18 protein-coding genes are annotated in these 22,559 nt (G+C 67.9%); 8 read left to right on the forward strand and 10 right to left on the reverse strand.

What is annotated here, in order from left to right; genetic code table 11:
- Window positions 1–97 precede the first annotated feature (97 nt).
- Complete coding sequence (locus tag ABD767_RS02685; RefSeq protein WP_103044018.1) at window positions 98–1,204, reverse strand: helix-turn-helix transcriptional regulator; 1,107 nt, start codon at window positions 1,202–1,204, stop codon at window positions 98–100.
- Window positions 1,205–1,439: 235 nt separating this feature from the next.
- Between ABD767_RS02685 and ABD767_RS02690 the strand changes: the two genes are divergently transcribed.
- From ABD767_RS02690 to ABD767_RS02705, 4 genes are read left to right on the forward strand one after another with little or no spacing between them, the layout of a single operon-like run.
- Window positions 1,440–2,210 carry an AAA family ATPase gene (locus tag ABD767_RS02690; protein WP_103044017.1) on the forward strand — a complete coding sequence of 257 codons (771 nt, stop codon included), beginning with the start codon at window positions 1,440–1,442 and terminating at the stop codon, window positions 2,208–2,210.
- 2 nt (window positions 2,211–2,212) lie between these two features.
- Window positions 2,213–2,752 carry an alpha/beta hydrolase gene (locus tag ABD767_RS02695; protein ID WP_103044016.1) on the forward strand — a complete coding sequence of 180 codons (540 nt, stop codon included), beginning with the start codon at window positions 2,213–2,215 and terminating at the stop codon, window positions 2,750–2,752.
- A gap of 1 nt (window position 2,753) precedes the next feature.
- A complete protein-coding gene (locus ABD767_RS02700; RefSeq protein WP_103044015.1) occupies window positions 2,754–3,731 on the forward strand; it encodes a ParB/RepB/Spo0J family partition protein in 978 nt (325 codons plus the stop codon).
- On the forward strand, window positions 3,728–4,441 hold the full coding sequence (locus ABD767_RS02705; protein WP_103044014.1) for a class I SAM-dependent methyltransferase: 714 nt from the start codon (window positions 3,728–3,730) through the stop codon (window positions 4,439–4,441). The genes ABD767_RS02700 and ABD767_RS02705 overlap by 4 nt, the downstream gene beginning before the upstream one ends.
- Before the next feature lie 90 nt (window positions 4,442–4,531).
- Here ABD767_RS02705 and ABD767_RS02710 read toward each other — a convergent pair whose 3' ends face one another.
- Both ABD767_RS02710 and ABD767_RS02715 read right to left on the reverse strand, forming a co-directional pair.
- Window positions 4,532–5,350, reverse strand: a complete 819-nt coding sequence (locus ABD767_RS02710; RefSeq protein ID WP_103044013.1) for a hypothetical protein — start codon at window positions 5,348–5,350, stop codon at window positions 4,532–4,534.
- A gap of 56 nt (window positions 5,351–5,406) precedes the next feature.
- Complete coding sequence (locus ABD767_RS02715) at window positions 5,407–6,009, reverse strand: SEL1-like repeat protein (protein WP_103044012.1); 603 nt, start codon at window positions 6,007–6,009, stop codon at window positions 5,407–5,409.
- 212 nt (window positions 6,010–6,221) lie between these two features.
- On the opposite strand from ABD767_RS02715, the gene ABD767_RS02720 reads away from it, so the two are divergent.
- Window positions 6,222–7,475: an MFS transporter gene (locus ABD767_RS02720; protein WP_103044055.1), complete on the forward strand. Its 1,254-nt coding sequence runs from the start codon at window positions 6,222–6,224 to the stop codon at window positions 7,473–7,475.
- 153 nt (window positions 7,476–7,628) lie between these two features.
- Here the strand turns inward: ABD767_RS02720 and ABD767_RS02725 are convergent, their stop codons facing one another.
- From ABD767_RS02725 to ABD767_RS02740, 4 genes are all read right to left on the reverse strand, one after another.
- Window positions 7,629–8,456 carry a mechanosensitive ion channel domain-containing protein gene (locus ABD767_RS02725; RefSeq protein ID WP_103044011.1) on the reverse strand — a complete coding sequence of 276 codons (828 nt, stop codon included), beginning with the start codon at window positions 8,454–8,456 and terminating at the stop codon, window positions 7,629–7,631.
- Window positions 8,457–8,604: 148 nt separating this feature from the next.
- Complete coding sequence (locus tag ABD767_RS02730) at window positions 8,605–9,672, reverse strand: ornithine cyclodeaminase (protein WP_103044010.1); 1,068 nt, start codon at window positions 9,670–9,672, stop codon at window positions 8,605–8,607.
- A gap of 109 nt (window positions 9,673–9,781) precedes the next feature.
- The gene (locus tag ABD767_RS02735) at window positions 9,782–10,486 is read right to left on the reverse strand and encodes a DNA-3-methyladenine glycosylase I (protein WP_103044009.1); all 705 of its coding nucleotides are present in this window, start codon (window positions 10,484–10,486) and stop codon (window positions 9,782–9,784) included.
- Between the two features lie 44 nt (window positions 10,487–10,530).
- Window positions 10,531–11,925, reverse strand: coding sequence for an FAD-linked oxidase C-terminal domain-containing protein (locus ABD767_RS02740; protein WP_103044008.1), 1,395 nt, complete (start codon window positions 11,923–11,925; stop codon window positions 10,531–10,533).
- 132 nt (window positions 11,926–12,057) lie between these two features.
- Here ABD767_RS02740 and ABD767_RS02745 point away from each other — a divergent pair, with 132 nt between their 5' ends.
- Window positions 12,058–12,627, forward strand: coding sequence for a cob(I)yrinic acid a,c-diamide adenosyltransferase (locus tag ABD767_RS02745; protein ID WP_103044007.1), 570 nt, complete (start codon window positions 12,058–12,060; stop codon window positions 12,625–12,627).
- Between the two features lie 65 nt (window positions 12,628–12,692).
- Window positions 12,693–13,961, forward strand: coding sequence for a DUF4147 domain-containing protein (locus ABD767_RS02750; RefSeq protein ID WP_103044006.1), 1,269 nt, complete (start codon window positions 12,693–12,695; stop codon window positions 13,959–13,961).
- Between the two features lie 154 nt (window positions 13,962–14,115).
- Here the strand turns inward: ABD767_RS02750 and ABD767_RS02755 are convergent, their stop codons facing one another.
- From ABD767_RS02755 to ABD767_RS02765, 3 genes are all read right to left on the reverse strand, one after another.
- The gene (locus tag ABD767_RS02755) at window positions 14,116–14,538 is read right to left on the reverse strand and encodes a hotdog fold thioesterase (protein ID WP_103044228.1); all 423 of its coding nucleotides are present in this window, start codon (window positions 14,536–14,538) and stop codon (window positions 14,116–14,118) included.
- 145 nt (window positions 14,539–14,683) lie between these two features.
- Window positions 14,684–16,198, reverse strand: a complete 1,515-nt coding sequence (gene scpC, locus ABD767_RS02760; protein ID WP_103044227.1) for a succinyl-CoA:acetate CoA-transferase ScpC — start codon at window positions 16,196–16,198, stop codon at window positions 14,684–14,686.
- A 184-nt stretch (window positions 16,199–16,382) separates the two neighbouring features.
- Window positions 16,383–17,684 (reverse strand): solute carrier family 23 protein, encoded by a 1,302-nt coding sequence (locus tag ABD767_RS02765; RefSeq protein WP_103044226.1) that lies wholly within the window; start codon window positions 17,682–17,684, stop codon window positions 16,383–16,385.
- 248 nt (window positions 17,685–17,932) lie between these two features.
- Between ABD767_RS02765 and ABD767_RS02770 the strand changes: the two genes are divergently transcribed.
- Entirely contained in the window at window positions 17,933–22,546 is a 4,614-nt protein-coding gene (locus tag ABD767_RS02770; RefSeq protein ID WP_344868092.1) for a hypothetical protein, read from the forward strand.
- Window positions 22,547–22,559 lie beyond the last annotated feature (13 nt).

The following is a 22,559-nucleotide window of genomic DNA, read 5'->3' on the forward strand; positions in this document are numbered from 1 at the left end:
AGAGCGCCGCAACATTGACGGCGATGAAGAAACATTTTTTGACATATTACCGGCAGAGTCCATCCCCCAGATAGGGGGATGCCCGGCTGGAAAGGAATCAGCCCAGCGCCTGCACCAGCTGCACCAGGTCGATTTGCCGGCGGCAGCCCGTTTTGGCCTGCAGATTTTTCAGGTGGTCGCGCGCCGTGTGGATGCTGCTGCCTTGCATGGCGGCGAAATCGGCCAGCGTGTGCCCTTGCGCCAGCGCTTGTGCCAGCGCGGCCTCTTTGGGCGTGGCGCCCAGGAGTTCGGCAAGCTGGCCTGGCGAGAGCGCGCCGGCCTGGAAAGGGGTGCTGGTGATGACCAGCGCCATGCGCGTCCATGGCGAGGCCAGCGCGTGCTCCGCGGGCAAGGGGAGGATGCGCACGATGGCCGCCAGGCCCTGGGCCGCGTGGAGCACGCTGGCCTGGTGGGGCGGCTGGCAGGCCCGCGCCAGCGCGTGCTCGAAGTGCTGCTGCACCGCCGTATCCTGCAGGCGCAGCCGGCCGTGGGGCGCGTGGAGCCAGCGGGCTTCCCGCACCTGGCGCTGGGCCTGGAGATTGGCGTAGCCGATGCGGCCATGGCCATCAGTGACCGTGATGCCCTGCGGCAGCGCGTCCAGGGCGGCCGTCCCGGCGTGGGCCAGGCCCTGGAGCTGGCGGGCCTGTGCCCGCAGCCGCCCCGCCCGGGCCATGTGCGGGGCCAGGAGTTCCATCAGCGCCTGCTCGCGGGCGCCGTAGGCGGGCTGGTCGCTGGCGCGCAGGACCGCCAGGTAGTCGTGCCCGTGGGCACTGCGTTGCAACACCATGCCCAGCGTGTGGCGCATGCCCAGCGGGCGCAGAAAGTCCGCGTAGATGGCGGAGCGGGACATGTGGCGGGCGTCGAAATGCAGGTGATCGAAGAGGAACTGCCCGTCGCCCAGTGCGGCGATCACGGCCACCCGCTCGTCGTGCGGCGTGTATTGCTGCTCGTATTCCTGGGCCTTGCCCTCGGGGATGATGTCGCAGGCCACGGAATCGATGACCGCCCTGTCCTGCGGTGCCAGCGTGATCTGGTGGAAGGACACGCCCCGCACTTCGTGGCGCAGCCGATCCAAGGCCGCGTACCACGAGCGGGGGGCGAGAATCCCTTCGTAGAAGAGCGCGGCGATGTCCGCGGCCCTGTGGGGGAGGTCGTCGTCGGGCATGGTCTTGTGGTGTGTATTGCGGGCGCTGCATTGTCTTGGAGGCGCCGCCGCGGTTCAAGTTCTGGCGTTGGACGGCGGTGTTCCACGTGAAACAGCAACAGCGGGCCGCTTCGGGCCTCGCCGGCAAGTGCCGCAGCGCGAGGCTGCGGCCGCGCGCAAACACGGTCGCGTAAACTCTGGCGCACCGGCGGCGGACTCTGCGGCCGCCGTCCACTCCCCCACACTGCATCACCGCATGGCCAAGATTTTTTGCATTGCCAACCAAAAGGGCGGCGTCGGCAAGACCACCACCACCGTCAACCTTGCCGCCGGCCTGGCAAAAATAGGCCAGCGCGTGCTGATGGTCGATCTCGACCCACAAGGTAATGCCACCATGGGCTCGGGCGTGGACAAGCGCCAGCTGGCGCTGTCGGTGTACGACGTGCTGCTGGGCAGCGCCAGCGTGCGCGATGCGGCGGTGGCGGGTGAGCAGTGCGGGTACCGGGTGCTGGGCGCCAACCGAGAGCTGGCTGGTGCCGAGGTCGAACTCGTCGATCTGGAGAACCGAGAGAAACGCCTGAAGAACGCGCTGGCCGAGGTGGCGCAGGACTACGACTTCGTGCTGGTCGACTGCCCGCCCAGCCTGTCAATGCTGACGCTCAACGGCCTGTGCGCCGCGCACGGCGTCATCGTGCCGATGCAGTGCGAATACTTTGCGCTGGAAGGATTGACCGACCTGGTCAACACCATCAAGCAGGTGCACGCCAACCTCAATCGCGACCTGCAGATCATCGGCCTGCTGCGCGTCATGTTCGACCCGCGCATCACGCTGCAGCAGCAGGTCAGCGAGCAGCTCAAGGATCACTTTGGCGACAAGGTGTTCAACACCGTCATTCCGCGCAACGTGCGCCTGGCCGAGGCGCCCAGCTATGGCCTGCCCGGCGTGGTCTTTGACGCCTCGGCCAAGGGCAGCCAGGCCTTCGTCGCGTTTGCGCACGAGATGGTCGAGCGCATCAAGACCATGTGAGCATGGCACAGGTGCAGGTCTTGACGCTGCCCGGCTGGCAAGGCTCGGGTCCCGGCCACTGGCAGACGCTGTGGGAGCAGCGCCACGGCGCGCAGCGCGTCGAGCAGCACGACTGGATGCGTCCGCTGCGCGGCGATTGGAGCGCGCGGCTGCAGGAGGTGGTCGTTGACGCACCTGGGCCGGTCGTGCTGGCCGCCCACAGCCTGGGCTGTGTTCTCGTGGCCTGGTGGGCCGCGCACAGCCGTTTGGCGCACAAAGTGCGCGGCGCGCTGCTGGTGGCGCCCGGCGACGTGGAGCGCGCCGACCTGGCAGCGCAGATCTCCGGCTGGGTGCCGATTGCGCGCCAACCCCTGCCGTTTCCCGCTGTCGTCGCTGCCAGCCGCGACGACCCGTATTGCACCTGGCAGCGCAGTGAGCAACTGGCGCAGGACTGGGGCGCCCGCCTGGTCGACCTGGGCGACTGCGGCCACGCCAACGCCGACTCGCAGCTGGGCGACTGGCCTGCCGGCTGGGCATTGCTGACCCCGTTTTTGAAGGATTGAAATGGCAACCAAGAAACCCAAGGGCCTGGGCCGCGGCCTTGAAGCGCTGCTGGGCCCTACCGTCAGCGACAGCGGCGCGCCCGCGGCGGGCGACGGCCTGCCCACCAGCCTGGCGCTGGACATGCTGGTGCCCGGCGCCTATCAGCCGCGCACGCACATGGATGAGGGCGCGCTGTACGAGCTGGCCGAGAGCATCAAGACGCAGGGCATCATGCAGCCGATTCTTGTTCGTCGTCTCGACGATGAACAAGCCCGGCTGCGCCGGCAAGAACGAAGATCGCAGGGGCCCTCTCCTGCGATGGGTGCCTTGAGCGAAGAGGGACCGTTGTACGAAATCATTGCCGGCGAGCGGCGTTTTCGCGCCTCGCACCTGGCGGGGCTTGATGAGGTTCCGGTGCTGGTGCGCGAGGTGGCCGACGAGGCCGCCGCCGCGATGGCGCTGATCGAGAACATCCAGCGCGAAGACCTCAACCCGCTGGAAGAGGCCCAGGGCCTGCAGCGCCTGGTGCGCGAGTTCGGCCTGACGCACGAGCAGGCGGCGCAGGCCGTGGGGCGATCGCGTTCGGCGGCCAGCAACCTGCTGCGCCTGCTGAACCTGGCCGATCCGGTGCAGACCATGCTGATGGCCGGCGACATCGACATGGGCCACGCGCGCGCGCTGCTGGCGCTCGACCGCGCAGCACAGATCACCGCGGGCAACCAGATCGTCGCCAAGAAATTGTCGGTGCGCGAGACCGAGGGTCTGGTCAAGAAGCTGGCGGCCGAGTTCAGCCTGGCGCCGCAAAAGCCCAAGAAGGAAAAATCGCGCGACATCCGCCGCGTCGAGGAAGAGCTGTCCGATCTCTTGATGGCCGACGTCGAGGTGCGCGTGAAAAAGCGCGTCAAGCGCGCAGGGCGCCTGGAGGACATGGGCGAGCTGGCGATCCAGTTTGGTTCGCTGGACGCACTCAACGGCCTGATCGAGCGCCTGCGGGGATGATCCCCTGGCCGTTGCCCGCCGTGCTGGTGTGGGCCGCGGCGTGGCTGGCCTTCGTCGGACTGCAGCGGGTTGCGCCGCCGCTGGTGGCCGTGCTGCTGGCTTGCGGCGTGGGCGTGGCGGGCAGTCTGCTCGCGGCCACGTGGTGGCGCCGGGGGGTGATCGTGCTGGGCTTTCCGCTGTCGCTGATGCTCACCGGCGCGGCGGCGCTGCCCGCCTGGGCGTGGCTGGCGCCATTGGCTGTGTTGCTGCTGGTCTATCCGCTCAATGCCTGGCGCGATGCCCCGCTGTTTCCCACGCCGCGCGGGGCGCTGCAGGGGCTGCAGCTCGCGGCGCCGCTGCAGCCGGGCGCGTTGGTGCTTGATGCCGGTTGCGGACTGGGTGACGGGCTGCTGGCGCTGCGCGGGGCCTATCCGCAAGCGCGGCTGCACGGGCTGGAGTGGAGCCGGCCGCTGGCCCTGCTGTGTCGCCTGCGTTGCCCCTGGGCGCGTGTGCGGCGTGGCGACATCTGGGCAGAAGATTGGGGCGCTTACCAGATGGTGTATGTATTCCAGCGGCCCGAGAGCATGACCCGCGCGGCCGCCAAGGCGCGGGCCGAGATGGCGCCGGGGAGCTGGCTGGTCAGCCTGGCGTTCGAGGCGCCGGGCCTGCGCGCCAGCGCCCGGCTGCCCTCATTCGCGGGGCATGAGGTCTGGGTCTACCGCATCCGGTAGGCAACTCGCCCAGAAAAAATGCCAGACAGACTGAGCTGACTGGCATTGCATCGAGGAGGTCTTCCTCCTTGGCCGGGCTGGAAGTCCGGATTACTGGCCGACCTTGAGCTGGCCGCCGCGGCCCAGGCCGCCCTTGACTTCCTGCGCCTTGTAGTTGCGCAGCGAGATCACCATGTTGTTGTAGGCGTCCATGAAGGCGGCCACGGTGGCCTTGCCCTCGGGGGAGCGCGAGAAGCCGCCCAGGCCGGCCGCCGCGCCGCTTCCAAAGGCGCCCAGGGCCGCGCCGAAGTTGGTGGCCGTGGCGTTGCCTTCGGAGATGGAGATCTGCACGCCCGAGCGGATGTCGAACATGCTCAGCGTCACCACCGAAGCCTTGCTCTGCATGGCACCGCCGACGAGCGTGCCCACGCGGCCGAGCAGTCCGCCCACGCCAGCCGCCATCTGGCCCGTGGCATCGTTGTCAATGATGATGGACGGCTCCATGTAGTAGTCGGCCGCCACGCGCTGGCCTTTTTGCTGCTTGGAGCCGGCGCGGAATTCACCGGAGTTGCGCTGCTTGTCCGTGATGGCGCTGAGCCTGCTCTCGGTGCGGTTGTTGCCGATGGAGGTGATCACGAAGCAGTTGGATTGCTGCACGGCCAGGCGGATCAGCGGCTCGATGGACGTGATCTTGGTGGCGGCGCCAAAGCTGGCATACCACTCCTTGCCGCGTCCGTCATCGACGGCCAGCGTGCCCAGCGGGGCGTCGCAGCGCTCCAGCTCGGGGTTGGCATTCACGCTGCTGGCGCCACCGGCGGCGCCCGTGGCGGCCGTGGGGGCTGTTCCGGAGCTGACAATGCCGCCGCCAGGGGTTACGCAACCAGCCAGGGCCAGGGAAGCCGCCAGGGCGGTGAAAGTTTTCTTGGACATGAGGATGCTTTCAATGGTGGTTCAGGTTGTGGGAAAAGATAGCGGTGCGGCACGCATCAACGCAGATACCAGCCCGACGAGCGCCAGACCCAGTAATAAGGTGCGTGAATGTACCAGCCATACCAGGACTCGCGCAGCCTCTTGCGCACCTGGTAGTTGCCCTGGACTTCCCGTTTGGCGGCTTGGGCCTCGGGCAGAAGGCGCGCGGCTTCCTTGTTGCCCTGTGCGGCGGCGCGGGCGAGCCAGGTTTCGGCCTCGGCCGGATCGGGGCCCATCTCCTCGACTCCCACCAGGTACATGCGGCCGAGCTCGAACTGGGCGGCGCCATTGCCGCGGTCGCCCGCCTTGCGCATCCATTCGATGGCCTGATAGGTGTTGCGCTCCACGCCGTCGCCGCGCAGCAGGCGCAGGCTAAGGTCGTATGCGGCCTTGGGGTCGCGCTCGGCCAGCGCGGTCAGGGACGCCATCCGACGTTCAGATTCGGCGTCGACCGGCTCTCCCTGGAATGTGGCGATGTCGCGCGGCTGATCCGAGCATTGACCGCCGCCGGTGCAAAGGCGCACGGTGGGCGCCCTGTTCATCTGCTCCGCAGGAGTCTGGTTGGCACAGCCTGCCAATGCCGCGGCAGCCAGGGACAGACTGGTGAAAACGAGGCGCATGGAAGACTCCTTGGAGTTTTTGATGCAAAAAGTATATCTTGCCGATTTCTTCCCCTGAGAGTGTGTTTACGCCCTGTTGGCGCCAGATGGCGAAGGTGTATCCCGGTCAGATAGCGCACGATGGCGCGCAGCAGATCCGAGACATTGAGCGCGCGGTACTGCCGCCGAGCTGTCGTACAAAGGACGAAGGCTGGCTGTCTAAGATGCGCACCATGAAAAGAACCTCCAACACGCTTCGCCAGGACGCGCGCACCATCGGCCTGATCGGGCTGGCGCACGGCTCCTCGCACTTCTTCCACATGCTGCTGCCGCCGCTGTTCCCGTTCCTGATCCGCGATCTGGGGCTGAGCTATTCCGAGCTGGGGCTGCTGCTGACGGTGTTCTTCGTCATCTCCGGCATCGGGCAGGCACTGGCGGGCTTCATCGTCGACCGCGTGGGCGCGCGGCCGGTGCTGTTCTTCGCGCTGGCCAGCTTTGGCGCCGCGGGCATGGTGGCCGGCGCAAGCGCGGGCTACTCCGGACTGGTCGCCGCTGCGGCGCTGGCGGGGCTGGGCAATGCGCCGTTTCACCCGGTCGATTTCACCATCTTGAACAAGCGGGTCTCGCCCAGGAACCTGGGCCACGGTTTTGCGGTGCACGGTATTTCGGGCAACCTGGGCTGGGCAGTGGCGCCGGTCTTCATGACGGGCATTGCCACGCTGGCCGATTCCTGGCGCCTGGCGTGCGTCGCCGGTGGACTGCTGGCGCTGGCGGTGCTGGCCGTCATGGTCTGGCAGCGCGACGCGCTCGATGATCGCCATGGCGCGTGGGCGCATCCTGACGCTGCGGCCATGGCAGCGGAACACGCCAAGAGTGAGCATCCACTTGCATTCCTGCGCCTGCCGTCGGTCTGGCTGTGTTTCTCGTTCTTCTTCTGGAGCACCTGCTCGCTCAGCGCCATCCAGAGCTTTGCCGGCCCCTCGCTGGAGGCGCTGTACGCCATTCCGCTGTCGGTCACCGCCATGGTGGTGACCGGCTACATGCTGTGCGGCGCCGCGGGCATGGTGCTGGGCGGTTTCCTGGTCGGGCGTGTGCAGCGGCTGGAGCTGACGATCAGTGTCTGCCTGCTGGCGTCGGCGCTGCTGCTGGCGCTGGTGGGCCTGGGCGGGCTGCCGGGGCCGGCGGCGCTGGTCGTGGCGGCGCTGGCGGGCGCGGGCATCGGTATTGCCGGGCCGTCGCGCGACATGCTGATCAAGCGCGCCGCGCCGCCGGGGGCGACCGGGCGTGTCTATGGCACGGTGTATTCGGGACTGGACCTGGGTTTCAGCATCGCGGCGCCAGTGTTCGGGATGATGCTGGACGCCGGCATGCACAGCGGCATCTTCTATGGATCGGCGCTGGCGCTGGTGCTCAGCGTGGTGTCGGCCGGCTTTGTCGGCGCAGGCCTTGCCGCGCGTACGGCGCGGCCCAGCGGCGCGGTTGCGTGATGCACGGCTGGCGGCAGGATGTGTTCATCGCGGCGAGGGCGCCGCGATCAAGGCTTGCACAGTATCCGGGGTTCTGCAAGAACCGGCGCCAAGCCAAAAGAAAACCCGCCGGCTGCTGTCGCATGCCGGCGGGTTGTTGCGGGTGGCTGGTGCTCAGTTCAGCGGCGCCATGGCCGTGCCGCGGTAGGTCAGCGGGGTCTCGGGTACCGGGTAGCCGGCAGCGGTGAAGGTCTGGACGATGGCCTTGTGCGTGTCGAAGTAGACCTGCCAATAGTGGTCGGTGTGGGTGTAGGGGCGTACGCACAGCTTGGGCCCTTCGGGCGTGAACTCCAGGATCTCGATGTCGGGCGCCGGGCTGGTGGCGACGTTGGGAATGGCCTTGATCGCCGGGCGCAGGCGCTCGATGGCCTCCATCGGGTCGACGCCGTTGGCCACCTTCACGGTGCAGTCGACGCGGCGCACGGCCAGCGCGCTGTAGTTCTGGATGTTGTCGCCAAAGACCTTGCCGTTGCCGACGATGGTGACCACGTTGTCGGGCGTGACGATGGTGGTGGCAAACAGGCCCAACTCCTGCACCGTGCCGACGGTGCCGCCAGCGTTGATGAAGTCGCCCACCTTGTAGGGGCGCAGTACCTGCATGAACACGCCGGCGGCGAAGTTGCCCAGCATGCCGCTCCAGGCGGCGCCTATGGCCAAGCCGGCGCCGGCCAGCAGCGCGGCGAACGAGGTGGTCTTGACGCCGAAGATGTCCAGGATCGCCAGGATGAGGACGACGTTGAGCACGACGCTGATGATGGACTTGAGGTAGTTGACCAGCGTCGCGTCGATCTTGCCGCCGCGCTGCATCAGCTTGCCCATCAGGCTGGCGGCCAGGCCGATCAGCCAGCGGCCGATGATCCAGGCGGCGATGGCGGTGAGCAGCTTGATGGCGAAGTCGCTGCCTTGTGTGGTGACGAAGTGCCAGAGATCGGTGGTATTCATTGTGGGCAAGCAAAGGTTTGATGCCTTCAGTATTGACCAACTGATGCGAAAAGAATGTCAACGATCTTGATTGGCGTCGATCTCCGCAGGAAGACGTGGCAATCGGCGCCAATCCGGGACAACCCGATGCCGGCCGTGTGCCGCCGCGTCAGGCGATGCGCCGAACGGTCTTGTGCGCGCTGCCCGCGCGGGTGTAGCGAAACAGGTCCTTGGGATCGTTGTCGTCGTCGTCCGCGCTCCAGGGCACCAGCTGCACTGCGGCGCCCAGGTTGCGCCGCTCGGCCTGCTCGTTGACGTAGCGCAACGTGGAGTAGTCCTCCAGCGCAAAACCCACCGAGTCGAACAGCGTGACCTGTTGCGCATTCTCGCGCCCGGGTCGCTGGCCGGCCAGCACGCGCCACAGCTCGGTGACGGCAAAGTCGGCCGGCATCTGCTGGATTTCGCCCTCGATGCGTGATTGCGGCTCATATTCGACGAACACGCGTGCGGCGCGCAGCACGTCGGCGTGCAGCTCGGTCTTGCCCGGACAGTCGCCACCGACGGCATTCAGGTGCATGCCGGGCTCGATCATGTCGGGTGCGAGGATGGTGGCGTAGGCCTTGTCCGCGGTCACCGTGGTCACGATGTCGGCGCCGCGCACCGCCTCGGCGGTGCTGTGGGCGCGGCAGATACTGAGCGCCGGGTAGTCGCCCGCCAGGTTGGCGATGAGCTTGTCGGTCGCGCGCGGGTCGACGTCGTAGGCGATGATTTCATTGATGCCCAGGTGGCAGTGGAAGGCCAGCGCCTGGAACTCGCTTTGTGCGCCGTTGCCGATCAGCGCCATGCGCCGCGCTTCGGGGCGCGCCAGTGCGCGCGCGGCCATCAGCGAGGTGGCGCAGGTGCGCAGCGCGGTGGCCACGGTCAATTCCGACAGCAGCACCGGATAGCCGGTATCGACCTCGGCCAGCACGCCAAACGCCATCACCGTGGGCAGGCCGCGCCGGGTGTTTGCGGGATGGCCGTTGACGTATTTGAACGCGTAGCGCTGTGCGTTGGAGACCGGCATCAACTCGATCACGCCAATGTCGGAATGGCTGGCCACGCGCGCCGACTTGTCGAACTGCGGCCAGTGGATGAAGTCGTCGCGGATGGCGTCGGCCAGCGCGCCGATGAACTGCGGCACGCCAATGTCGGCAATCAGCTGCGACATGGTCGGAACGTCGATGAATCGGGTCATGGCAAACCTCCTCGCTGCGGCGGGCGCATGGGGCTTGCGTGCCCGCCTGGCCCACAGGATAGGCCGGCCGCGGCGGCAGCGCATTGCCTGCGTTGCCCCCAGGGGCAGTTCAGAACTCCGGGTTGATGCTCAGCGCCATCAGCGCCGAGAGCTGGCACAGCGGCCGGCCCGATGCCGCGTGCAGCGCGTTGAACGCGGCCTGCACGGCCTGCAGCTCGCGCTGGGTGGTCGGCGTTCGCGCAATCACACCGCCCGCCTGCAGGCGGGCCACCACGTCGCTGGTGAGCAAAAAAGTGTCCTTGCCGGCCAGGCGCAGAAAGCCGGCGCCCGAGCGTCCGCCCAGCCGGGCGCCGCGCTGCGCCAGCACGCGCCACAGGCCGACGATGTCGGTGACCGGCCAGTCGGCCAGCCATTCGCCGAAGCCGCGGCCCTGCTCCTGGCGGACGTCCAGGATGAAACGGGCGTTGCGCGCAATCGTCAGCAGCTTGGTGCGGTCGCGGATGATGCGCCGGTTGCGCAGGTGCGCCTCGACCTCTTGCGCGGTCATGCGCGACATGGCCTCGGGGTCGAAGCCGGCAAACGCCTCCTCGAATGCCGGCCAGCGCGCGTCCACCACGCTGTGCTGCATGCCGGCCTGGAATACGCGCTGGCTCATCGCCGACAGATAGCGGTCGTCGCCCTTGCTGCGCAAGGCATCGGCCGATAGCGGCGTCGGCAGGAAATCCTCCAGCGCCGCGTCGCTGCCAAAGCGCTGGCGCACCGTTTGGTGGAGCCAGCGGTGGTCAAGCGATTGTGGATCTGCCGGGTGGTTCATGCGTTGCCGTCCTGTGGAGTGGCTGCGGGCTACAGCGCGAAGAGCTACAGCGCGAAGATCTTGCCCGGATTCAGGATGTCGTTGGGGTCGAGCGCCTGCTTGATTGCCCGCATCATCTGCACCGCGCCTGCGCCCGCCTCGTCGACCAGAAAGCCCATTTTGTGCACGCCCACGCCGTGCTCGCCGGTGCAGGTGCCGCCCAGCGCCAGCGCACGGGCGACGAGCTGGTGGTTGAGGGCTTCGGCGCGCGCGCGCTCGTCGGCGCTGTCCGGATCGATCAGGTAGCCGAAATGGAAGTTGCCGTCGCCCACGTGGCCTACGAGGAAGTAGGGAATGCCGCTGGCGTCGGCCTCGGCAATGCTGTCGAGCAGCGCGTCGGCCAGGCGCGAGATGGGCACGCAGGTGTCGGTGGCGATCGCGACGCACCCCGGGCGGCTTTGCACCGCGGCAAAGTAGGCGTTGTGCCGCGCCGTCCACAGGCGGGTGCGCTCCTCGGGCGTGGTCGCCCATTCAAAGTCGTTGCCGCCCCATTCGCGGGCAATTTCCTGCACCGTCTCGGCCTGCTCTTTCACGCCCGCGGGCGAGCCGTGGAACTCCATCAGCAGCATCGGCTCCTCGCGCAGGCCCAGCTTGCTGTGGGCGTTGACCATGCGCACGCTGTTGACGTCGATCAGCTCGACGCGCGCAATCGGCACGCCCAGCTGGATGGTCTGGATCACGCTGCGCACCGCCGCCTCGATGCTGGGGAAGGAGCAGATCGCCGCGCTCACCGCTTCGGGCAGCGGGTACAGGCGCACGGTCACCTCGGTAAAGATGCCCAGCGTGCCCTCGCTGCCCACCATCAGGCGTGTCAGGTCGTAGCCGGCGCTGCTCTTGCGCGCGCGCGTGCCGGTGCGGATCGCCTCGCCACTGGCGGTCACCACCTCCAGCGCCAGCACGTTCTCGCGCATCGTGCCGTAGCGCACCGCATTCGTGCCGCTGGCGCGCGTGGCGGCCATGCCGCCAATGCTGGCGTCCGCGCCCGGGTCGATGGGGAAGAACAGGCCCTGGTCCTTGACCGCGTCGTTGAGCTGCTTGCGCGTGATGCCCGGCTGCACGGTCACCGTCAGATCCTCGGCGTTGACCGACAGCACGCGGTTCATGCGGTTGACGTCGATGCAGATGCCGCCTTGCACCGCCAGCAAATGGCCTTCCAGCGACGAGCCCGCGGCGTAGGCGATGACCGGCACCGCGTGCTGGTTGCACAGCCGCACAGCGTCCTGCACGTCCAGCGTGCTTTCGGCAAACACCACGGCCGCTGGCGGCGGCGCCTGGATCGAGCCCTCGACGCGGCCGTGGTGCTCGCGCACCGCCATGGCCGTCGAGCACTGCGTGCCAAAGCGGCTGGCGAGCGCGTCCAGCAGCGCCTGGGGCATGGGGCGGGGGAGGGCGGCGTTCATCGTGTCTATCTCCAATCGGCGGAATGTCCATTGTAGAAAGCATGCGCTGCTGCGCTGGCGGACAATGGCCACTGCATGGGCGCCGCCAGCCGGCGTCTGAGAGACACCCGAGAGAACACCAGAGGACACACCATGGGCAAACGACTGACGCAGATCGCCACGCGCACCGGCGACGATGGCACGACAGGGCTTGGCAACAACACGCGCGTCTCCAAGAACAGCCCGCGCCCGCACGCGATGGGCGACATCGACGAGCTCAACAGCCACATCGGCCTGCTGCTGTGCGAGCCGATGGAGGACGCGCTGCGCCAGCTGCTCACCGACATCCAGCAGCAGCTGTTCAACCTGGGTGGCGAGATCTCGATCCCCGGCTACGAGCTGCTCAAGGACGAGGCACTGGCGCAGCTGGACGACGCACTCAAGACGCACAACGCGCGCCTGCCGCGGCTGCAGGAGTTCATCCTGCCCAATGGCACGCGGGCCGCGGCCCAGGCCCATGTGTGCCGCACCGTGGCGCGCCGTGCCGAGCGCTCGGTGGTCGCGCTGCAGCAGGCCGAGGAGATGCGCGCCGCGCCGCGCCAGTACTTGAACCGCCTGTCGGACCTGATGTTCGTGCTGGCGCGCGTGTTCAACCTGGGCCAGGCCGACGCCGAGGTCTATTGGCAAAGCGACAAGCTGGCGCGCGACCAGGCCGGCGATTGACCCGGGCCATGGCGCGGGTGTTGGAGAAGCCGTCGCATTTCCAGACCGGACAGAAAGCCCGAACCATGCAAGCACCCGCTCTGATGCGCTCCATGTTTGACGCCGCCGTCGCCTCGGCCCAGCCCGCGCTGTGCGTGCCGCCGCACCTGCCGCACCCGGACGAGGTCAAGGGGCGCCTGGTCGTCATCGGCGCCGGCAAGGCCTCGGCCGCGATGGCGCAGGCCGTGGAGCAGCATTGGCGCGGCCCGCTCACCGGCCTGGTCGTCACGCGCTACGGCTACCAGGCGCCGTGCGAGCACATCGAGATCGTGCAGGCAGCCCACCCCGTGCCCGACGCCGCCGGCGAGCAAGCCGCCCGGCGCCTGATGGCGCTGGCCGCCACGTTGACGGCCGACGACGTCGTGCTGTGCCTGATCTCTGGCGGCGGCTCGGCGCTGCTGCCACTGCCGCTGGCCGGCATCAGCCTGCAGGACAAGCAGCAGATCAACCGCGCGCTGCTGGCCAGCGGCGCCAGCATCGGCGAGATGAACACGGTGCGCCGGCATCTGTCGGCCATCAAGGGCGGGCGCCTGGCCGCCGCCTGCCACCCGGCGCGCGTCATCACGCTGCTGCTGTCGGACGTGCCGGGCGACGCGCCGCGCGACATCGCCTCCGGCCCCACCGTGGGCGACGAGACCACCTGCGCCGACGCGCTGGCCATCGTGCAGCGCTACGGACTGCAACTGCCCGCCCATGTGCGCGCGGTGCTGGAAAGCGGCGCCGGCGAGTCGGTCAAGCCGGGCGACGCGCGGCTGGCCAACTGCAGCGCGCACATCGTCGCCGCGCCGCAGCAGGCGCTGGAGGCAGCCGCCCGCGTGGCGCAGGCGCATGGCTACACGCCCTGCATCCTCAGCGACGCCATCGAGGGCGAGGCGCGCGACGTGGGCAAGGTGCTGGCGGCGCTGAGCGTGCAGGTGGCCGGGCGCGGCCAGCCCTTCACGCCGCCCTGCGCGATTTTGTCGGGCGGCGAGACCACGGTGACGCTGCGCGGCAAGGGCCGCGGCGGGCGCAACGTGGAATGCCTGCTGTCGTTTGCGATCGCCACGCAGGGCCACGCGCGCATCCATGCGCTGATGGGCGACACCGACGGCGTGGACGGCGCCGAGGAAATCGCCGGTGCCCACGTCGGCCCGGACACGCTGGCGCGCGCCTTTGCGCTGGGAATTCGGCCGCTGCGCAGCCTGGACGACAACGACGGCCACGGCTTCTTCGAGGCGCTGGGCGACGCAGTCGTCACCGGCCCCACGCGCACCAACGTGAACGACTTTCGCGTCGTGCTGATCGACGCTCCCTGACTATTGCTCCGGCCTTGTGATGTTTGAACTCGTCATCCCGGCGAAGGCCGGGATCCAGTGCCTTTGAGAGGAAGTCATGGATTGCGGCCTTCGCCGCAATGACGAAAAATTGCTACTTCAAAGGGTCGAATCAATAGGGCTCGTCGCGCGCCGCTCAGCGCGGCGCCAGGATGGCCATGGTGATGCGCGAGACGCAGGTCAGCTCGCCGGCCTCGTTGACCATGTCGATCTGCCAGACCTGGGTGGTGCGGCCGATGTGCACCGGGCGCGCCGTGCCGGTCACCCAGCCGCTGGTGGCCGAGCGCAGGTGGTTGGCGTTGATGTCCAGGCCCACGGCGCGGTGGCCCTCGGGGCTGCTGCAGGCGGCGCCGACCGAGCCCATGGTTTCGGCCAGCACCACGCTGACGCCGCCGTGCAGCAGGCCGTAGGGCTGGCGCGTGCGCTGGTCGACCGGTACGCGCGCGCGCAGGAAGTCGTCACCGATTTCGGTGAATTCGATGCCCAGGTGCGATACGGCCGTGTTGGCGCTCATCGCGTTGAGCTGGGCTAGGGTGATGGGTTGGGTCCAGATGGGCATGGGATCTCTCATGAAAGAGCCCGCGCACTGCACGCACGGGCGCGGTTCCAAACCCGTTCATTATTGGCGGCGTCCACGCCGTGGCTGTCCCAGCCGTTACAAGACCCTGCGGCCTGCGCGCACCCGGTGCGATGCGCGGGGTGCGTCAGGCGTGCATGCTGCCTGTGTCCAGGTAGCGCTGGTGCCAGCTCAGTGCCTCGCCCAGCAGGTGCGGCGTGTGCTGCGCGCCCTGGCGGCTGGCGCGCTCGAAGTAGTCCAGCAGCATCGGGCGGAAGTCCGGGTGGGCGCAGTGCTCGATGATGGCCCGCGCGCGCTTGCGCGGCGCCAGGCCGCGCAGGTCGGCCAGGCCCTGTTCGGTGACGATGATCTGCGTGTCGTGCTCTGTGTGGTCGACGTGCGAGACCATGGGCACGATGCAGCTGATCGCGCCATCCTTGGCGACCGAGGGGGTGACGAAGAACGACAGGTAGCCGTTGCGCGCAAAGTCACCCGAGCCACCGATGCCGTTCATCATGCTCGAACCCATCAGGTGGGTGGAGTTGACGTTGCCGTAGATGTCGGCTTCGATCATCGAGTTCATCGCGATCACGCCCAGGCGGCGCACCAGCTCGGGGTGGTTGCTGATCTCCTGCGGACGCAGGATGACGCGGTCGCGGTAGAAGTCGATGTTGTTCTCGAAGTCCTCGTAGGCGGCGCGCGACAGCGAGATGGCGGTGGCCGAGGCGCGTGCCATCTTGCCCGCGCGCAGCAGGTCGAGCATGCCGTCCTGCAGCACCTCGGTAAAGCCCAGCAGCTTCTCGAACGGGCTGTGCAGCAGGCCGGCGAGCACTGCGTTGGCCACGTTGCCCACGCCCGACTGGATGGGCAGCATCTGCTGGGGCAGGCGGCCCATCTTCACCTCGTGGGCGAGAAAGTCGATGATGAACTGTGCAATGCGGTTGGAGTTCGCGTCGGGCTGGGCGAACACGTTGTCGCGGTCCAGCGCGCTGGTCTCGACGATGGCCACCACCTTGGCCGGGTCGACGTGCAGATAGGGCTCGCCGATGCGGTTGTCGGCGTGGGTGAGCGAGATCGGCATGCGCCGCGGGGGCAGCGCCGTGCCGTTGTAGATGTCGTGCATGCCCTCGATGCGCAGGGGCAGGCGGGTGTTGACTTCCAGGATCACGCGGTCGGCGATCTGCAGCCAGGTCTTGTTGTTGCCCACGGCGTTGGACGGAATCAAGAGGCCGTCGGCGGTCACGCCGGCCACCTCGATCACTGCCACGTCCATCTTGCCCAGAAAGCCGAACCAGGCGTGCTGGGCCACGTGCGACAGGTGCATGTCGATGTAGTCGATCTCGCCGGCGTTGATCTGGCGGCGTGCCGACGGGTCGGAGTTGTAGGGCAGGCGCTGGGCGATCGCGCCGGCAGCGGCCAGTGCGCCGTCGACCTCCGGCGCGGTGGACGCGCCGGTCCACAGGTTGATCTTGAACGGATCGCCCGCGCCATGGGCGGCGCTGGCGCGCGCGGCGATCGCCTGGGGCAGCGCCTTGGGGTGGCCCACGCCGGTAAAGCCGCTCATGCCGACGGTGTCGCCGTGCGAGATGAACCGGGCGGCCTGCTCGGCGCTCATGGTGCGGGAAAGAAAGTCTGCGTAGCGAACGCGGTCAGCCAGGGCCATCGGAATCACACTCCAGTCACGACGTAAAAAGGCCGCCCAGGGCGGCCGCGGTGAATTCGGTCGGAGGACGATCGTAGCGCTGTGCGTGCAAAATCAAGGGTAAACCTTATAAGGGTTTACCCTTGATTCGGTGAAGTCCCCGCTCGTCTGATTTGAAGCCTGCGAGGCATGCGCCGTATTCGTTTCAGCGCTGGTGGCCGGCCCTGCGTGGCGCCAGTAGCGCGTGCAACACGATGGCGCCGAACGTCGCGGTGCCGATGCCGCCGAGCGCAAAGTCGCCGAACTTCAGCGTGAACTCGCCCGTGCCCAGGATGAGCGTGATGGCCGCGACGATCAGGTTGTGCGTCTGCGAGAAATCCACGCGGTTGTCCACCCAGATGCGCGCGCCGGCAATCGCGATCAGTCCGAAGACGACGATGGACACACCGCCCATCACCGGCAGCGGGATGGCCTGGATCAGCGCGCCGAACTTCGGCGAGAAGCCCAGCAGCACGGCGATCAGCGCCGCCACCAGGAACACCGCGGTCGAGTAGATGCGCGTGGCCGCCATCACGCCGATGTTTTCGGCATAGGTGGTCACGCCGGTGCCGCCGGCCGCACCGCTGACCATGGTGGCCAGGCCATCGCCCAGAAAGGCACGGCCCATGTAGACGTCGAGGTTCTTGCCCGTCATCGCGGTCACCGCCTTGATGTGGCCCAGGTTCTCGGCTACCAGAATGATGACCACCGGCACGATCAGCAACATGGCCGGCGCGCTGAACACCGGCGCGTGGAACTGCGGCATGCCCAGCCACGGCGCGGCGGCCACGCCCGACAGATCGAGCGGCTTGCCCATTCCCAGCCCATTGGTGAACACCGCGTACAGCACGCTGGCGGCGATCAACCCGACCAGAATCAGCAGGCGCTGCACCATGCCGCGCGTGAATACCGCCACCAGCGCCACGCAGACAAAGGTGAGCGCCTGCATCCAGGCCTCGAAATTGTTGGCCGCCATGTTCTTGACGGGAATGCCGGCCAGGTTCAGCCCGATCACCGCCACCACCGCGCCGGTCACCACCGGCGGCATGAAGCGCTCGATCCAGCCGGTGCCGATCAGGTGCACCACCACGCCCACCAGCGCATACACCGCGCCGCAGGCAATGATGCCGCCCAGCGCAAGGCCGATGTTGGCGTTGAGCCCCTGGCCGGCATAGCCCGTGGCCGTCACCACCACGCCGATGAAGGCGAACGACGAGCCCAGGTAGCTGGGTACCTTGCCGCCGGTGATCAGGAAGAAGATCAGCGTGCCGATACCGCTCATGAACACCGCCAGGTTGGGGTCGAACCCCATCAGAATGGGCGCCAGCACCGTCGAGCCGAACATCGCGATGACGTGCTGCACGCCCATCAGCGTGGTCTGCCCCCAGGGCAGGCGCTCGTCGGGACCGATCACGCCACCCGCCTGCAGCGCCTGTGCCGGGCGCTCCTTCCATTGCAACAAGCCCATGTTTTTTCTCCTTGGTTTGGGTGGCGCGATGGTAGAGGCTTGGGCACGCACTCTTGCAACAGTTGCAACTTTGCGTACGGCAAACAACCCGTCCGGACTGCGCCAGCAACCCATGAACGACGGTGTTGCGGTGACAAATGTGGCCTGAACGGTGGGCCGCATGAACGCGCTGTTACTTTGAATACCCGGACGTACAGGGGCTTGCTGGCTAGAGTGGCGCGAACAGCCCAACCATCCGGGAGTGCGCCATGGCCGAAGACAAATCGAGCAAACGCAAGCTGCCTGCCGCGCCCAAGGCGGCAGCGGCCAAGGACAAGGTGGTGTCCAAGCCGGCTCCGGCCACGCCGGCCAGAGCGCCGGTGCTGCGGGCGCCCGCAGCCGCAGCGCCACCAGCGGCGCCGCCCGCAGCGGCTCCAGCGCAACCCAAGCCAGCGGCTGCGGTGAAGGCTCCCGTCGTCAAGGCGCCCACCGTCAAGGCGCCAATCCTTGGCTCGTCGCTTCCACCGGTGATCCCGCGCCCCGAAGAGCCCGTGGCGCCCATTCACCCCGAGCCGCCCACCCCGGTGCCGCCCACGCCGCCTACCGTCCCCAAGCTCAATATTCCCGCCGTGTCGATCCCGCCGATCCCGCCCATTGGGCCGATCCCGCCGATCGTGCCTGTGCCGCCGGTGGGGCCGATCAAGCCGATTCCCATTCCGCCCATTCTGGTGCGGCCCTCGGCGCAGGGCAATCTGTTCAGTGCAGGGCGCGCGGGTGCACCCGTCGCGCGTGCTGACGATCTGCTAGCCCTGCGCGTGGAGCTGGTCAACCTCAAGATCTCGCCGGGGTCGCCGCCGACGGTGGTCAAGCAGGCCAAGGGCAGCAGCCAGATCGTGCTGCACTTTCCGCCGCAAAACATTGCCGAGGAAGTGTTTTACGAAAAACAGCCTTCGGAGGATGAGCAAAACGACCAGAAACAGAGCAAGAGCCACGACCAGGAACAGAAGTATCTCGACAGCCTGGGCAAACCCACCCCCACCACCGGCACAGATCCGGGCGCGCAAATGCCCATACCGCTGCGCGCACGCATTGCCGGCGAGTCGCGCGTGGTCTTCGAGGTGCCCGACGGCTTCAGTGCGCCTTATACCTTGCAGGGGGTGCTCGAAGCCTGCATGCAGCTGCCACTGTCGGTGGCGGCCAATGCGCTGGCGCCCCAGCCTGCAGCGCTTGCGCCGCCCATCGTGCAACTGCCGCTCGATCAGCTGCTTGGCGTGAAAACGGCGAATACCGCCGCGCGCCTGGCGCTGGGTGCGCTGCGCACCCGGCTGCTGGCAACGGGCACCAACGCCGCCAGCGTGCTGGCCGCGCGTGGCGGTCTGCTTGCCGCCAGCGCGGCGCAGTTGGGCACGCCCGTCCAGCAGCTGCCGCATCTACCGATTCCCCGGCCCGTTCTCAAGCCGCGGCCGGCCGCGCCAGCGGCCACGCAAACGGCGATCGAGCTGCCGTGGCGGCTCATCGTCTCGCCCCATCGGGATGAGCGGCTGCAGCACGCCGGCGCGCCCGTGGTGTCGGCGCTCACCCGGCGCACCGAGCTGTGGCATACGCGCCTGGTCGGCCCCGCAGTGGATGGCCAGACCATCGAGCCGCCCCGCCCCGATGCCGCGCGCACGCTGCGCGCCGTCTGGGCGCTGATGGGCGAAGGGTCGGATCCGGCCAAGCCCATGCGGGGCACGTTCCCCACGACGGACGACCTGCCGCCCAGCACCACCTCGGGCGGGCCGTTTCTCACCACGCTGAGCGACTTCGACCGGGTGCAGATTGCCCATTCGTCGTCCAATTTCTCGGAGGCCAACTACGCGCCGCAGACCATCGACACCCATTTGCTCATGCTCTCGGCGCTGGGCGGCTGGCTCGACAGCCGGGGCGAATGGGATCCGCCCGGCCTGCCGCTCGAGGAGTGGAGCCACCGCGCCGCCATGGGGCGCGACCATTGGGTGCGCGTGGTCTACAAGGGTTTTCTGTTTCCCTTCGGCCACCGCGTGGCGCTGATCAAGGTGAGCGAGCGCAAGTTCCACAACGGGCTGGCCGGCAACCCGGCGTTTGTGCGCCAGCGCATGTTCATCGTCATCCGCGAGCGCCAGCGCGACTACGTCGACCCGCAGCTCGTCGACCCGCAAGGACGCAGCTTTGCGCGCCAGATGCCGTTCAACCAGGTGCGCATCCTGACCACGGTCACGCCCGACCTGGACAAGCCCACCGACGGCGCGGCCAGGATTGGCGCGCAGGGCCAGAGCATGTTCTGGCCCTGTGTGGGCGGTAAGCCGTTTGCATTTCGCTGCGTCGGCACCGACATCGACGGACGCCGCGTGGGTTTTGAGCTGCCGCTCATCTTCATGGACAGCAGCCGCGCCAGCCCGCGCAAGCTTGTGGCGGGGAAGCTGACTCCCGACTACACGGCCGCCCAGGGTCATGCCGATACGGCCCAGGCCGACTGGAATGCGCGCAGCGAGTGGCGCACTGCCGCCTTCAAGGGCCAGCGCATGGCGCTGGCGCTCAGCACCCGCGCGGGAGATACGGCGGTGGAGGCGCAATACGTCAGCTTTGGCGCGCAGGTGCGGGCCAAGGGCAACGGCCTGCGCGACTACTCGCAGGGCTTGCAGCGCCCGCTGTTCTACCCCTCGGTCACGCGGGTCGAGGCGCGCATTCCGGCACTGGCGCAGCTCACCGGTGCGAGCGCCAGCAACGCGCTGACGTGGAACGCGCATTACCTGGAAAAAGGGTTTGAGGACAACGTCGGCGAGGTGTTTGTCGACGTCGATGTTGCCGACCAGGACGCAGGCGGCGCGCAGCTCGATTTCTCGTCCCAGGGCGACCGCTCGGGCGGCTTCGTCATGCCCAATATGGCGCCGCGCGCGCTCTCGCGCATGGCCGGGCCGGTGTCGGTGGCGCCCGGCAAATTCGTCGCGGGCAGCAACATCACCGGCGCCGACCTGTTTCCGGGCGGCATCGGCAACCTGCCGCTGCCACTGCTGTTTGGCTGCATTCCGCTGGGCGAGGTGCTCAAGAGCATTGCCAGCGTTGGCGGCGCGCCGCAGAAAATCCCGCAATTCGTCTCCGAGGCGTCGACCAAGGTCGAGGCCTTCGTCGGTGCGCTGGTGCGCGCCTACGAGTTTCTGCGCGATCTGGGGGCCGACTCCAGCGCCCTGGGCAAGGCCGCCCTGGGCGTTGTGCAAGGCCTGGTCGATGACCAGCTGGCGCAGGCCAAGGGGCTGCCGGTCAGCAGCGTGGCGCAGCTGCAATCGGCGCTGACGGACTTCCAGGATGCACTCGGTGTGGTGTGGAACCAGCTCGACAGCGTGTCCGCCGGTACCAGCGTCGACGCCATAGGGAATGCACTGGCCAGCCTGCCCGACAACGCGGATACCGTTGTGGACAGGATTGACCATGTAGTCGACGTGGTGCGCGCTGCGCCGCTGCCCTCGGGCCTGGCGCAGTCGGTGCTGGCCATGGCGGGCCAGGCCAAGGCCTTGCTGCAAGACCTCAAGACGCTGGAGCAACTGATCCCACAAGCAACCGCCTTGTACCAGGCGCTGGCCGACATCGTCGGCGACGGCGCTGCGCTCGAAGAGGCGCTCTCCAAACCTGAAAAACTGGCCGAGAAGCTCCAAGCGGTGAAGGACTCCCTCCAGACCGTGCGCAGCACGCTGGCCAAGCTGTACCTGCTCGAAGGCGCGCCACGCAAGATGATTCTGGGCGCGCTGGACGACGTGAGCGAGGTGCTGAGCGGCGCGGGCGACCTGCTCACGTTTTTGCAAAATCTGCTCGGCGAGGAGCTGGTCGTGCGCTTTGACTGGGCGCCCGAAATCACCAACTGGCCCAGCACCGGCGCGCCAATCTTTCGCGCCAACGACCCGCACGGCTTCAAGGTGGTGGTGGTGGCGCGTGTCAAAAAGAGCGGCGGCACGCCCAAGATCGAGGTGGTGTGCGGGCTCAAGCACTTCGACCTGGTGCTGATCGGCGCCGCGGCCTTTCTGGAGCTGAACTTCGAGAAGATCGAGTTCAACGTCGACAGCGGCGCCAAGATGAATGTCGACGTGCGCCTGACCGACATCAAGTTTCTTGGCCCGCTGTCCTTCGTCGAGACGCTGCGCGACCTCATCCCGCTCGACGGCTTTTCCGACCCGCCCTACCTGGACATCAGCGCCCAGGGCATCGAGGCGGGTTTCTCGCTGGCCCTGCCCAATGTGGCGGTGGGCGTTTTGTCGCTCACCAACCTGTCGCTGGCAGCGGCCGTCACCGTGCCCTTCATCGGCCAGCCGCTGGCCGCGCGCTTCAATTTCTGCACGCGCGAGCAGCCGTTCAACCTGACCGTGTGCATGTTTGGCGGCGGCGGGTTTTTTGGCGTCACCGTCGACCCCAAGGGCGTGCAGATTCTGGAGGCGGCGTTCGAGTTCGGCGCCTCGGTGTCGATGAACTTCGGCGTGGCATCGGGCGGCGTGCACGTCATGGCCGGCATTTACTTTCGCATGGAGCAGGACGCCGCCTCGCTGACCGGCTACTTCCGCCTGGGCGGCTATGTGAGCGTGCTCGGCTTGATCACCGCCTCGCTAGAGCTGTACCTGGAGCTGCGCTACGAGTTCGAAAGCGGCAAGGCCGTCGGCATGGCGCAGCTGACCATCGAGGTCGAGGTGTTTTTGTTCTCCACCAGCGTCACCGTGCGCTGCGAGCGCAAGTTCGCCGGCTCCAACGGCGACCCCAGCCTGCGCGACCTGCTGGGCCTTGACCCCAGCCTGCCACTGGCCGACGAGCTGGCCCTGATCGACACCCAGGCCGGCCAGCAGACGCAATACGCCTGGCGCGACTACTGCGACGCCTTTGCCTGAAAACCAGTCCAAC

It is taken from the genome of Comamonas faecalis, assembly GCF_039538025.1.
In the GTDB taxonomy this organism is placed as follows: Bacteria; Pseudomonadota; Gammaproteobacteria; order Burkholderiales; family Burkholderiaceae_C; genus Comamonas_C; species Comamonas_C faecalis.